At 43.4% G+C, this 12,841-nt stretch carries 13 protein-coding genes; 12 read left to right on the top strand and 1 reads right to left on the bottom strand.

Annotation, left to right across the window (positions count from 1 at the left end; translation table 11 throughout):
• Positions 1 to 35 precede the first annotated feature (35 nt).
• From VSQ61_RS05880 to VSQ61_RS05860, 5 genes are all read left to right on the top strand, one after another.
• Entirely contained in the window at positions 36 to 1,295 is a 1,260-nt protein-coding gene (locus tag VSQ61_RS05880) for an ATP-binding protein (protein ID WP_334343523.1), read from the top strand.
• Between the two features lie 74 nt (positions 1,296 to 1,369).
• On the top strand, positions 1,370 to 2,074 hold the full coding sequence (locus VSQ61_RS05875; protein ID WP_334343522.1) for a hypothetical protein: 705 nt from the start codon (positions 1,370 to 1,372) through the stop codon (positions 2,072 to 2,074).
• A 372-nt stretch (positions 2,075 to 2,446) separates the two neighbouring features.
• Positions 2,447 to 3,037, top strand: a complete 591-nt coding sequence (locus VSQ61_RS05870; RefSeq protein ID WP_334343521.1) for a hypothetical protein — start codon at positions 2,447 to 2,449, stop codon at positions 3,035 to 3,037.
• Entirely contained in the window at positions 3,034 to 3,477 is a 444-nt protein-coding gene (locus tag VSQ61_RS05865; protein ID WP_334343520.1) for a DUF4869 domain-containing protein, read from the top strand. Before VSQ61_RS05870 ends, VSQ61_RS05865 begins: the two co-directional genes overlap by 4 nt.
• Positions 3,467 to 3,895, top strand: coding sequence for an ABC transporter ATP-binding protein (locus VSQ61_RS05860; RefSeq protein WP_334343519.1), 429 nt, complete (start codon positions 3,467 to 3,469; stop codon positions 3,893 to 3,895). The genes VSQ61_RS05865 and VSQ61_RS05860 overlap by 11 nt, the downstream gene beginning before the upstream one ends.
• A 204-nt stretch (positions 3,896 to 4,099) precedes the next feature.
• On the opposite strand, the gene VSQ61_RS05855 is transcribed toward VSQ61_RS05860, so the two are convergent.
• The gene (locus VSQ61_RS05855; RefSeq protein WP_334343518.1) at positions 4,100 to 5,002 is read right to left on the bottom strand and encodes a DegV family protein; all 903 of its coding nucleotides are present in this window, start codon (positions 5,000 to 5,002) and stop codon (positions 4,100 to 4,102) included.
• Between the two features lie 344 nt (positions 5,003 to 5,346).
• Here VSQ61_RS05855 and VSQ61_RS05850 point away from each other — a divergent pair, with 344 nt between their 5' ends.
• From VSQ61_RS05850 to VSQ61_RS05820, 7 genes are all read left to right on the top strand, one after another.
• A complete protein-coding gene (locus VSQ61_RS05850) occupies positions 5,347 to 5,841 on the top strand; it encodes an RNA polymerase sigma factor (protein ID WP_334343517.1) in 495 nt (164 codons plus the stop codon).
• A complete protein-coding gene (locus tag VSQ61_RS05845; RefSeq protein ID WP_334343516.1) occupies positions 5,834 to 6,673 on the top strand; it encodes a hypothetical protein in 840 nt (279 codons plus the stop codon). The genes VSQ61_RS05850 and VSQ61_RS05845 overlap by 8 nt, the downstream gene beginning before the upstream one ends.
• A gap of 180 nt (positions 6,674 to 6,853) precedes the next feature.
• Positions 6,854 to 7,243: a hypothetical protein gene (locus VSQ61_RS05840; protein WP_334343515.1), complete on the top strand. Its 390-nt coding sequence runs from the start codon at positions 6,854 to 6,856 to the stop codon at positions 7,241 to 7,243.
• A 14-nt stretch (positions 7,244 to 7,257) separates the two neighbouring features.
• On the top strand, positions 7,258 to 7,584 hold the full coding sequence (locus VSQ61_RS05835; protein WP_334343514.1) for an MmcQ/YjbR family DNA-binding protein: 327 nt from the start codon (positions 7,258 to 7,260) through the stop codon (positions 7,582 to 7,584).
• A gap of 274 nt (positions 7,585 to 7,858) precedes the next feature.
• On the top strand, positions 7,859 to 9,220 hold the full coding sequence (locus VSQ61_RS05830) for a hemerythrin domain-containing protein (RefSeq protein ID WP_334343513.1): 1,362 nt from the start codon (positions 7,859 to 7,861) through the stop codon (positions 9,218 to 9,220).
• A 169-nt stretch (positions 9,221 to 9,389) separates the two neighbouring features.
• Entirely contained in the window at positions 9,390 to 10,787 is a 1,398-nt protein-coding gene (locus VSQ61_RS05825) for an MATE family efflux transporter (RefSeq protein ID WP_334343512.1), read from the top strand.
• A 424-nt stretch (positions 10,788 to 11,211) separates the two neighbouring features.
• A complete protein-coding gene (locus VSQ61_RS05820) occupies positions 11,212 to 12,825 on the top strand; it encodes a CvpA family protein (protein ID WP_334343511.1) in 1,614 nt (537 codons plus the stop codon).
• Positions 12,826 to 12,841 lie beyond the last annotated feature (16 nt).

Here is a 12,841-nt window from a genome sequence, read left to right as displayed (position 1 = left end):
AACATGTGCAGACTAAGGTAAGGAGAAGACAGGATATGGATTATATTTCAAGGGCCCTGGAAGACAGATTACGCAAGTATGAAAAAGCATATAAAGCAATCCTGGTAACAGGTGCACGTCAGGTAGGAAAGTCTACGCTGCTGAAAAAAGTATTTCCTGACAGAAAATATGTATCCCTGGATGATCCTTTTCTGGAGCAGCAGGCAAGGGAAGCAGGGGATATGTTTTTGACACTCAATGCTCCGCCTGTCACCATTGACGAGGTGCAGAGAGCGAAAGAGCTGTTTCGTTATATTAAGATTAAATGTGATAATAGTGAGGAAAAGGGATTATTTTGCCTGTCCGGTTCACAGCCCTTTCATTTGATGCGGAATATATCGGAATCTTTGTCCGGGCGTATTGGGATCATGGAGCTTTCCGGTTTGTCCATGCGTGAGTGTATGGGTGATGCATTTAACAGACATTTTCTTCCTACACCGGAATATGTGACAGAAAGAAGAAAAGCATTGCGAAAGCCGGAGAATATCTGGGAAATTATCCATATGGGCGGATATCCGGAACTGCAGGATGGAGCTAAAGAGTGGAGTGCTTTCTATGCGGATTATGTAAAGACTTATATAGAGAGAGATGTGCGAGAACTGGCGGCAGTGCAGGATTTAAGCACTTTCCGGCAATTTATGATTGCGGCGGCTGCGAGAACCGGGGAGATATTGAATTATTCAGCCATAGCATCCGAGATTGGAAAGGATGTAGGGACAGTAAAAAAATGGATATCTATTCTGGAGGCATCCGGAATTGTATATTTGCTAGAACCCTATACTTCTAACGTATTAAAAAGAGCAATCAAATCACCAAAGCTTTATTTCAGGGATACGGGACTGGTCTGCTACCTTACCAGGTGGCTGACACCGGAAAATCTTGCTTATGGGGCAATGAGCGGGCCTGTATTTGAAACATTTGCTGTGTCCGAGATTTTAAAATCATTCGCCAACGAAGGGCTGGACTACCGCTATTTTGTATCTTATTATCGTGGGCGTGATAAGAAAAAAGTGAAAGAGGATGGAGAAATACTGGAATTAGAAGCGGAAATCGATCTGATTATTGAAGAAAACGGAATCTTATATCCTATTGAGATTAAGAAAAATACACAGGCAAAGGCGGTTATGACATCCGCATTTGCCATATTGGATCAAATCCCTGGGAAAAAGAGGGGAATGGGGGCGGTTATATGTAATTGCCCGGATGTTGGAGTGCTTAGGGAAAATATTTTTCAGATACCGGTTTGGTACATTTGATATGCGGGGCAGCCGCCGGCACCGGACGGATCCATGAGATAGAAAACAAATGAAATGAGATATGAGGAACCGGAATGAAAAGGAAAACGGCAATTCGCATTGTTATAATTTTTCTGTGTACATGTTTTCTGTCCGGGTGCAGGCAAAAAGCCGAGTATCCCTTTTATCGGATGGAAACATTGGCAGATAATACGGAGATTCTTACCATTGACGGTGTTCTGTACCGAAGAGATTGGAATGACAACGAGCGTGCCATGTACTACAATGGCGGTGATGTATGGACACTGGCTTACGGGCTTGGCCAGCAGATTGGCATTTGCGGCGAAGAGGATTCCAGCAGTGAATTCGATATCTATGCTGCTGCAGGTGATGATGAGCTTAAGGTTCTCTATACATCGCCCCATAATTTTTATTTTGGAGGAACTTATGTGCGGCTTTGGCTGCGTGAGGATGTATCTCTTGGGCCGCCTACGGCAGAAATGGTTTCCTGCATAACAGTCGTTTGGAATAATGATGATATGGAATCGAAACAAACGGATGATCCGGATCTGATTGCCGCCTTGGTGAATGCTTACGGCAGCAGCTCCGAACAGGCGGCGGAGCTTCCCCCAAGGGGACGGACAGGCTGCAAGCTCATACTGCATCATGCGGATTATCCGTTTTTGCAGTATGAGATTCATTGCTGCTATTCACTGGAGCAGGGGGCGGCTTACTGCCAGAATGATGATTTGGAGTGGTTTGCCCTGCCTGGGGAGTGGATGGAGGTGTTGGGGCTATAGTTAGGCTTTTTAGAATTGCGTACCTACGAAAGAATGATGTATAATAATGCAACAAGATGCATGGAGGTGTATCATTTTGCTTTTGCTTAATTTGGCGAATTTATTTATCCGATCGGATGCGGAAAGTTATGATGAACATCATAACGGTCAGCCGATTAGACAGGGAAATAAAAAATGCCGAAACCGGAAGTGGTAAAAATATTAAATGAATTAATTTATGTATAATTAAGGAAAGCAGGTAAACGGATGGTATCCAAGACGTTTTTATGGATAGAAGATTGCAAAGGTAAGTCAGCCTATACATTCTGGAAATCCTTCATAAATCAGCTTCGTCCGGAGATTGTAGTTGAAAGTAAAAAGAATAGCAGTGAATTGGTTAAAGCGGTAAAAAATCTAAAGGATATTGAAAATAAATATGTAATCATTTTTGATAATTCCTTTGACAATCTTCAAGCTGTAATGGAACTAAAATTATTAAAGCATTATGCAGATGAAAAGGATAATGTTGTTATAGTGGATATCGTATGCTTTGAATATATTTTGTTGGAGTTCAGAGATCTGATAACATGGATTTATGCACCAGATGATGAATTTCTGGTAAAGAGATCCGATTCCATAGCCGCAAGAGAAAAACTGGTAAATTCCATTACCTCCGGCGAATGGAGCTATAAAGATATTCAGGAAATAATGGAATATGATAAAAATATAGAAGAGCACAATATTGAGCAGTTAGCAACAAAACTGTTATTTGATTTGACAAGAAATACAGGGTTTGAAGTTTCAAAAAGTACAATTGGCGACTGTTGGGTAAAATCTTGCTGTGAATGGAAGAATCGCATGGAAAACGATATCTGTGGCTTAGATGATGGAAGGCTGCTTTTATTTGATAAAATGAAAAAGCTTTATGAAGGAACATCCCTTAAAGAACAGCTTGCAGGGGTTGGATTGGAGGTGTCAAGGTGATTACAATTTTTAAAGCCAAGAAGGATATACCTCAGAATAAAGAATATGTAGAGTTAAATGATCTGTTTTTTAATCAAAATACGGCTGCCGTGCTGGACGAAAGAGCAAGTGGGATTATTGAAAAAATTGATGCTTCCAAGTTTCTTGGCAAATATAGAATTCAGTCAAGATTTGATGATGTTGTTTTGAATATTGATCAGCTTTCGGCAGGCTGCAAAACCGTATTAAATGTATTGTATTATCCTGATAAGGTGTTCTGTCTGAAAGAATGCGGCAGTAACGCATTGGAAATATTATATGGACTGGAAAATGGCTTTGTATATAGTGACTATGCATTGATCCCCTTTAACATGGAAAAAGTGACAGTTCGAACAAGCAAAGGAGAGCGACAAATTTCAGATTATGAAGAATTAAAGGAGTGGTGGTGCGATGCAAAGTAAACCTGCTGTGATGGATCATTTTTCAACGATTCATACTTCATTTATTGTTAATTTTACGTTTTCAAATAACATCACAATTCTGACTGGGGATTCGGGAACCGGAAAGACAGCAAGCTTTTCGTTTATAAAAGAATGTATGGCATTTAATCCAAACATTCTTTGCTTCAATTATCTTGATTATCAGAAAGATATTAAGAAGATAATAAGTGAGGCAGATAATAAGCTAATTGTTATTGATAATGCCGATATATTGTTGGATAATGATATAAGGAAATATATTTCTCTGGATGGTAAGAACCAGTACCTGATTATAGGAAGAAATCCGAAGAACTTGTTTGCAACAAAGGAAAATTTATTTGAACTGGTAAGCAGGAAGGTAGGGGAACAGACGGAATTAAGTATAAAACCTTACCTGTAGAAAAAGAAGCTTTAAAAACCGTCCTGTTCCTATGAGATACCTTCTGCTCCCGTCTGACAAGCACCAGTGCCAAAAAACCGGACAGTCCTTCAGAAATGGAGTTCGCCCACAGAACACTGTCAATCTCCCAAATCAGGGGGAACGCAATCACCAGCAGAAGCAGGAAAAATACCTGCCGATATGCACAGCAGAGCCATAGTTCATTTAATGAATCCCTTTTTCAATAACCCCAAATCCCAGGGGATAAGGCCCGGTATGTACGCCGATGGTAGCCCCGATCTGATAGACGGGCAGTTCCTTGATGGAATACCCTTCTTTTTGTAATACAGTCAGCGCCTGATTACGGAAGGACAAGCCTTCCTCCCGGTCATAGCCATATCCAACCGCAAGGCTGTAGCATTCGATTCCCAGAGGACTTTCACGCAGGTATGCCAAAAGAAGCTGCAGGGCTTTCCAGGCCGTGCGCTTACGTCCCCTGTCCATACCAGAGGGGAAGATTTCTCCCTGCTTCAGCGTGATCACCGGGCGAATGTCCAGAACGCTTCCCGCAAGAGAAGCCACCTTTCCAATCCGGCCGCCGTGCTTTAAATATTCCATATTTCCAACGGTAAAGAAGATTCTTCCGGTACTCTTAATCTCTTCCAAGCGGGCCGCCGCATCGGAATAGCTGAAGCCGTGATCACGCAATTGCGCCGCTTCCAATACATATTGTCCCTGCAAAACCGTGTTGACAGTTGCATCAATGACGGTGATTTCAGCGCTGGGATATGTCTCCAGCAGAAGTTCACGGGCATTGAGGGCAGATTGCATGGAGCCGCTGAATTTTGTGGTAATGCAGATGCAGATTACGGGAATCCCCGCTTTCACAAAAGGCAGGAATGCTTCTTCATAATCTTGGATCGATGGCATGGAGGATTTGGGATACACGCCTTTTTTATCAACCATCTGCTGATAGAAGTCTCGGATATCAATCTCTACATTTTCCTTAAGATAATGCTCATCATCAAAGGACACATAAAAAGGCACTATGGTTATGTTTTTTTCCTGTGCCAGCTTAGGAGGCAGATCGCAGGATCCGTCACTGATAATATGAAATGTTTCTGTCATATTAAAAACCTTCTTTATGTAAAAGATGATGCTTTGACTGTTGCAAAAAGGGGCGTCAAAGCTTGTTGTTATACAGAATACTACATTTAAACAAAAAATGCAATTATTTTGTCAAAAAAGATTATAATTAATAGTATTGAAAACTATAAAATTTAGTTTTTAATACTATATAATGAGATTCAAGAATATAAAAACACTCCATCCTATCCCCTTTATTACCCTGCCCATGGGAGCATGATTTGTGATAAAAGGATATTGTGCTCTGACGAATCTGGTATTTACAGCAAAAAATGTAACCTGTCCGCCCTTTCCCGTGTCTAATCTTCAGAAAGGAGGAAAGACAGATGCCGGCAGAAAAAGTAATATCAGAATTAATCAAGGAATATGGAGACAGCATACTGCGCATGTGCTACATCTACCTGAAAGATTACCATCTGGCCGAGGATGTTGTGCAGGAGACATTTCTACAAGTGTACAACAATTATGACAGTTTCCGGCAGCAATCATCCGTCAAAACATGGATAACCCGGATTGCGGTCAATCTCTGTAAAAATCAGATGCGCACCAGATGGTTTTCCGTAAAAAAGGAAGAGGAATTTCCCATACTTTCCTATACGGAGGATTATGACGGCGTCATAGATCGGGAACAGCTGCTTACAGCCATCGGCAATTTAAGGCCCAAATACAGAGAAGCCGTACTTTTATTCTATTATCAGGAGCTTTCCATAAAGGAGATAGCAGGACTGCTGAATAAAAAGGAATCCACGGTTAAGGTACGGCTGAAAAGAGCCAGAGAGCAGTTAAAGCAGGAATTAAAGGAGGACTACTTTTATGAATGATATTAAAAAATGCATTGACAGCGGGTTAAGTGACATGAAATTATCTCCTGATTTTGTGAAACGGATAGAAAATAGTAAAAAACCGGGGGGGACCTTTTCGGGACACGGCTATAGAATCCGATACGGAGTACTTACGGCGGTTTTATGTATTCTGCTGTTCGGAACTGCAGCATTTGCGGCAGGCTCCCTGCTGTATTCCAAAATCCGGGTGAACCAGGAGGCAATTCCTGATTTGGATCCCATGGAGATTACAGCCGTTAATCCGGTTGAGGGCACCGTGACAGAATACGGGGATGTGGAAAAAACCTATGTCTCCTTTAGGGAGCTGGAAGAGGAGTTGGGAATCAAGCTTCTGGATACGGATCTTGCATCAGAGAATCCCTTTGCAAAGATATCTTACAGAAAGCTTGGCGAGGGCTACCATGTAATTGATATTCAGGAATATATACTGGGGGATGTGACAGACATCCGAGAATGGAAAGGGGAGCCTATTGACAATACCAGAGAAGGAAATGATGAATGGTATGTTTGGACCCAGGGAGCTGTCTATAAAACCCCCGTGGATTTAAAGATCGAAATCATATCCGATCCCTCACAGCAGGAACTGGATACGGAATACATGGGCTGCTATAAATATGTGGAAACCTTTACCTCCCAACAGGGATATACGGTGAATGTTCTTAGGGATACCATAGCGGAGGAACAGACAGCCTTGCCGGAGGGATACACACCTCAGACGCTGATGATATTTGCAGCAGAGGGCATCCGCTATACCTTAGAGGGACGCATCCCGCCGGAAACCATGAAAGAAATCGTAAGTTCTATGAAATAATTGGAACTCTATAGGTACGGGACAGTTACAAATCATTCGCCTTAGAGCTGCCGCAAAACAAGTCATCCGGCTTATTTTGCGGCAGCTTCATTTCGTCCCTTTTCATGACTTGCCATTACCAAAATTATGAAATATAATAGAAGACAAGACAGATTGCATTTATCAGAGAGGGGAGATGCCATGTTTAAGAAAAAAGAAAAGAAAACAACAACAGATGTACTTTTTGGAAAAACAGTCTGCACCGTACCATGGAACGTACGAACTCAGGAGAAGGATGAGACGGTAGATTCATGGGAGGATGCGGAGGACTGTATCCTGGATATGTTTGGTGATGAGGATGAATTTGTGACGCTGACCACGGCGGATGCCCGTCACAATATCCGCTATATACAGGCATGTCAGGGAAAAGAAGGGATCATTGTTCAGGCAGGAATTGAAGAAGGAGAGCATACCAGGCTTGTAGAAAAGGTCTGCCTGGAAGAAGAATGTTTGGATATCTTTGAAGAATTCTATCATTCCGCAAATGTGCAGGGGCTGGATCAATATAAACCGGTGGAATTCTTCATATAGAGCAGGAGTGAATTATGACAGACAGAAAAGAAGCAATCGCCTATTGTCTGACATTGAAAGGCGCTTATGAGGACTATCCCTTTCACGATCCCAACTGGTGCGTTATCCGGCATAAAAGCAATCACAAGGTATTTGCATGGATCTTCAACCGAAATGGTCATGTCTGGATCAATGTCAAATGCGATCCCCAGTGGCGGGATCTCTGGAGAGAGACCTTTCCTTCCGTAGTCCCTGCCTATCACCTGAACAAAAAGCACTGGAATTCCATTATCCTGGATGGAACGGTGCCAAAAAAAGAAATTGAAAGGATGATTATGGAAAGCTATGATTTGACAGAATAAAAGTTTTCCCACACAGGAAACGTTCTTTAAAAATTTTCTCATTTCTTGGAAACTGCAATATTCTGCTTACAGTTGAAATTGCACAATCCGGAGACTATATTGTATAATATTAGTAACTATTCAGTACGGTTCGAAGCACTTGCAATCAGAAACGTAAGAAATAGATTTTGCCGTGCGGCCGGGAAGATACTGAACAGTCAGAATAGTAATAATAAGACTTCGAAAAAGCTTTAAAAAGTGTATAAATTTGTTTATGGCAGAGGAGGATATTAATATGGACACCCGATTTGTATGGCGAGAAGAGTTTAATATTGGAGTAGACAATATCGACAAGGAACACCAGAGGCTTTTTAAAATTATCAACAAGTTATTTGCTATGAAAGAAGAAGACAAGAACAGCCAGTGGGCGTGTCAGGAGGGAATTAAGTTTTTTAAGGGACATGCGGTAAAGCACTTTGCAGATGAAGAAGCATACATGATATCAATTGGGTATGAAGGAATTGGACAACACAAGCTGATACACAGGGAATTTCGAGAAAATACGCTTCCGGCCCTGGAACAGGAGCTGGAACAGACAAATTACTCCCAGGATGCGATAGATCATTTTCTGGGAGTTTGTGCCGGGTGGCTGATTGGGCATACCCTGACAGAAGATCAGGCCATTACGGGCGAACGCACAAGCGACTGGGAAAAGGTACTGCCGGGAGAAGAGCTGGACACCCTGAAAAAGGTGATCGTTCAGCTTGTATTTGATATGTTCCATCTGGAATCCCGGATGATCAGCAGCGCCTATAGGGGAGAAAAATTCGGAAAAGGAGTCTATTACCGCCTGGTTTATGGGACGAATGAGGATGAAAAACGGCAGGAGGTTATCCTGGTATTTGAGGAAAAGCTGTTAATTAACACCGTTGGAAAGATTATGGGAATTCAGACGAATAAGCTGGATACCAAGATCATACATGCGGCCAGGTATACATCCCGGCAGTTTGTGGCCCGTACTATGGAGCATTTTCCGGATATGGAAGGCTATAAGCTGAAGGAAGAGAATCTTCTTTCCTATGAAGAGCTTCAAAGAATATTTGACAAGGAAAAGGTACAGGCCAGCTTGCTGTTCGATACAGGCTCAGGCTACTTTGCCTACTGTGTGATTGCGCCTCATCTCTTAGAGAAGGGGGTGGGTACTCCCATTGAAAAAGAGAATGCTATGGAAGAAGTAGAGAAGTATCTGATGAAGCGGGAGGAACAGGCTGAGGAGGAAGCTTTAAAGCCTAAGATACTTATCGTTGACGATTCCATGACCATTCGAGAGGGTATGAAAAACCTTTTGGGAGAAGATTATGAGATTGCATCAGTCGAATCCGGAGTGGCCGCAATTCGAGCCATTACCTTGAATCGGCCCGATCTGATTTTGCTGGACTATGAGATGCCGGTTTGTGATGGACGGCAGACCTTAGAGATGCTTCGTTCTGAAAAGGAATTTGAAGATATTCCTGTTATTTTCCTGACCGGAAGACGTGATCCGGAGAGCATGATAAAGGTAATGCCCTTAAAACCGGCAGGCTATCTTCTGAAGAATTCAAAACCGGCGGAGATTAAGAAAGAGATTGATCATTTCTTTGAAAAGAAGAAAGCCTGACATTTGCGGCTGCCAAAAGCTTGCAGGTTGGAAAATCAGGTGTGGAATTATGAGATAAAGCCGTTTGCATGCAGAAAGTAGACGGCTTTATTCCTGCAAAGAATAGGTGTTCTGTTTGTAATACGTTTTGGAGTTTAGTAAAAACGCTGGTTACTTTAAGAAGACTTTTATGAAAAACGGAGTTAAGACATTGAAGAATTTTACTGTTCAAAAGGAATGCCTGGGGCGGGTTATTCGGCTTAGCATTCCGGCCATACTTGCTCAAATCAGCTCCATTATTATGCAATATATTGACGCAGCCATGGCGGGAAGCCTGGGAGCAAAGGCAACGGCGGCCATTGGCCTTGTTTCCAGTACGACCTGGCTTTTCGGCGGTTTGTGCATGGCCTCGGCAGCCGGATTTTCGGTGCAGGTGGCACAATTGATTGGCGCCGGACAGGAGGAGGGTGTGCGAAAGGTTTTACGTCAGGCTCTTTTGTGTACCTTCCTGTTTGGAGTGGGCCTTTCTGTGATCGGAGCGGGAATCAGTCATTCTCTTCCTCTTTGGCTTGGGGGAGAGCCGGAGGTCTGTAAAAATTCCTCCCGCTATTTTCTGATCTATGCCTGTGCCCTTCCCGCCGTTCAGCTCCGCCACACGGCAGGCAATATGCTTCAATGCAGCGGCGATATGCGTACCCCCAGCCAATTGAACATTCTTATGTGTGTGTTGGATGTGATTTTTAACAGCCTGCTGATTTTTCCTGTCAGGCATATTTCTTTTTATGGAGTTGCATTTACCATACCGGGAGCAAGTCTTGGAGTTGCTGGAGCCGCTCTTGGCACGGCTCTGGCAGAGCTGGTTACGGCAATTTTAATACTCTATGCCGTTTGTTTTCGCTCTATGGCCTTAAGGTTGGAACGGCATGGAACGTGGCATTTGGAAAAGAAATGTATCAAAACCTCCTTTCGTCTGGCTCTTCCCTTGGCTCTTGAGCACACCATTTTATGCGGTGCGCAGATTGCAGGGACACGTATTGTAGCACCCCTTGGAACGGTGGCGGTTGCGGCGAATTCTCTTGGTGTGACGGCAGAAAGCCTCTGCTACATGCCCGGCTACGGAATCGGAGCGGCAGCTACCACACTGGTGGGACAGAGCATAGGGGCAGGAGAAGAGAAGCTGGCCAAAGATTATGCCCGTCTTTCCGTGATTCTTGGTATTGCCATTATGACCTGCACAGGAGGCTTGATGTACCTGGCTGCACCAAGGATGTTTTCCTTGCTCACGCCGGATAAAGCTATTCGTGTCCTTGGTACAAAGGTTCTTCGTATTGAGGCATTTGCGGAGCCTATGTTTGCGGCATCCATTGTTGCGGCAGGAGCCTTAAGGGGAGCGGGAGATACCTTGGTGCCCAGTGTTATGAATCTTGCGAGCATGTGGGGTGTCCGCATTACCCTTTCCCTTCTCTTAGCGCCCCGCCTGGGACTTGCCGGCGTGTGGATTGCCATGTGCATGGAGCTTTGCGTTCGGGGGATTTTGTTTTTGATTCGTCTTTTTCGTGGAAAATGGTTAAAGGGGAAATTGATTTAAAATGTAATAAAAAACAGAATGTAGAAATGCTGTAAGTAGATCTGAAAGCTTGCAAGACTCAAGTATGTGCAGGAACTAAATATGTGAATAAGCAGGTAAATCAAGCAGTAAATAAAGTATATAAAATTTCTTGTAAAATTCTCTAAAACAGAGTACAATACCCCCTATACCTACAAATTGGGGTAAAATAATTTACTTCACCTGCATAGGGCTCTTCAGGTATACCTTTATGCACAAAAAACGTGTGCGGATCTAAGGAACGCCCTCCGGGCATCCCCCTATGCACAAAAAACGTGTGCAGATCTAAGGAACGCCCTCCGGGCATCCCCTATGCACAAAAAACATGTGCAGATCTAAGGAACGCCCTCCGGGCATCCCCTATGCACAAAAAACATGTGCAGATTTAAGGAAAGGAAGTAATTCAATGAAAAAATCTTTAAAAAGACTGCCTCTTATTATCCTGATTCTATTAGCGGCCTGTATCTATTACTATGTGACCATTCCAGCCTTCAACATCCATTCCACAGGTACCTGGATGTTCCTGATCTGCGGCTGGGCTGTCATTGTCCTTTTATTCTCATGGCGGAAAATCCGTCTTACAAGAGGCGGAAAAATAGAATATGAAAAAGAAAAGGGCTTTACTTTTACCAAATTGGGCTTTGGATTTCTGGTCCTTATGGTATTGGTATTGCTTATCGGAAGTCTTCTGTCTTCCCCTATTGTCAATGCAAAGAAGTACCAGCAGCTCCTGACAGTAGAAAACCGGGAATTTACTGAAGACATCAAGCCTGTAGATTATACCCAGATCCCTCTTCTGGATAAAGCCTCCGCAGAGCTTTTGGGCAATCGGAAAATGGGAACTATGGTGGAATATGTGTCACAGTTTGAGGTCAGCACCCTCTACAGTCAGATTAACTATCAGGGAAAGCCAGTCCGTGTAACGCCGCTTGTTTATGCAAGTCCCATCAAATGGCTGACCAATCAGGCAGACGGCATTCCGGCCTATATCATGATCGATATGGCAACACAGGAAACAGAATGTATCAAGCTGACACAGCCCATTCGGTATTCCATGTCTGAGTATTTTGGGAGAAACATTTATCGTCACCTGCGTTTTAACTATCCTACCTACATCTTCGATCAGCTCAGCTTTGAGATTGATGACGAAGGAATCCCCTACTGGATCTGTCCGGTTAAGAAGTTCAATGTGGGACTGTTTGGCGGTCAGACCATTGGAAAGGTTGTTCTGTGCAACGCCATTACAGGGGAAACTCAGAGCATGGATGTAGATCAGGTGCCGGAATGGGTAGACCGTGTTTATCCGGCGGATCTTCTGGTACAGCTCTATGACTATCACGGAATTCTGAAAAATGGCTTCTTTAACAGCATTTTAGGACAGCGTGACTGTCTGCAGACCACAGACGGCTATAACTACATTGCCATGGAAGATGATGTATGGGTGTATACAGGTGTCACTTCCGTATCTGGCGATGAGTCCAATGTGGGCTTTGTACTGATGAATCAGCGAACCATGGAAACCAGATATTATACCTGCGCCGGAGCAGAAGAGTATTCAGCCATGTCGTCAGCAGAAGGCCAAGTGCAGCACTTAGGATACCAGGCAGCCTTTCCGTTGCTGCTTAATATCTCCGGAGAGCCTACTTATTTTCTGGCTCTGAAGGATGACGCAGGTTTGGTGAAAAAATATGCGATGGTCAATATACAGCGCTATCAGATTGTGGCTATTGGAGATACCGTGGCAGAGTGTGAAAAGGCATATCGGGCTTTAATGGCGGAAAACCAGATTACTCAGACGGATGAGGACGCCATCAAGGAGCGCACAGGCGTCATCCGCAAGATTACACCTGGAGTAATTGAAGGCAATACCTATTATTATTTAATGCTGGAAAACTCCAACGATATTTTTGAAATTAGTCTGGCTGATTTTGTGGGAATCGTCCGTTACGAGCCGGGAGACCGAATCTCCATGCGCTGTCTGGAGGGAACAGAAACCTGGGAGGTTGTTGAAATAAAATAGAAACAATCACTTTAGT

The organism is Candidatus Merdisoma sp. JLR.KK006 (assembly GCF_036941035.1).
In the GTDB taxonomy this organism is placed as follows: domain Bacteria; phylum Bacillota; class Clostridia; order Lachnospirales; family Lachnospiraceae; genus Laedolimicola.
The sequence above is the reverse complement of the archived record's forward strand: the minus strand, read 5'-3'. Positions and strand labels throughout refer to the sequence as shown.

What these genes read in the sequence shown, in the direction of transcription:
- VSQ61_RS05840 (WP_334343515.1), top strand. Translation starts at nt 6,854, where the DNA reads ATGTTTAAGAAAAAAGAAAAGAAAACAACAACAGATGTACTTTTTGGA.
- VSQ61_RS05855 (WP_334343518.1), bottom strand. Translation starts at nt 5,002, where the DNA reads ATGACAGAAACATTTCATATTATCAGTGACGGATCCTGCGATCTGCCT.
- VSQ61_RS05845 (WP_334343516.1), top strand. Translation starts at nt 5,834, where the DNA reads ATGAATGATATTAAAAAATGCATTGACAGCGGGTTAAGTGACATGAAA.
- VSQ61_RS05830 (WP_334343513.1), top strand. Translation starts at nt 7,859, where the DNA reads ATGGACACCCGATTTGTATGGCGAGAAGAGTTTAATATTGGAGTAGAC.
- VSQ61_RS05825 (WP_334343512.1), top strand. Translation starts at nt 9,390, where the DNA reads ATGAAAAACGGAGTTAAGACATTGAAGAATTTTACTGTTCAAAAGGAA.
- VSQ61_RS05850 (WP_334343517.1), top strand. Translation starts at nt 5,347, where the DNA reads ATGCCGGCAGAAAAAGTAATATCAGAATTAATCAAGGAATATGGAGAC.
- VSQ61_RS05875 (WP_334343522.1), top strand. Translation starts at nt 1,370, where the DNA reads ATGAAAAGGAAAACGGCAATTCGCATTGTTATAATTTTTCTGTGTACA.
- VSQ61_RS05835 (WP_334343514.1), top strand. Translation starts at nt 7,258, where the DNA reads ATGACAGACAGAAAAGAAGCAATCGCCTATTGTCTGACATTGAAAGGC.
- VSQ61_RS05880 (WP_334343523.1), top strand. Translation starts at nt 36, where the DNA reads ATGGATTATATTTCAAGGGCCCTGGAAGACAGATTACGCAAGTATGAA.
- VSQ61_RS05860 (WP_334343519.1), top strand. Translation starts at nt 3,467, where the DNA reads ATGCAAAGTAAACCTGCTGTGATGGATCATTTTTCAACGATTCATACT.
- VSQ61_RS05820 (WP_334343511.1), top strand. Translation starts at nt 11,212, where the DNA reads ATGAAAAAATCTTTAAAAAGACTGCCTCTTATTATCCTGATTCTATTA.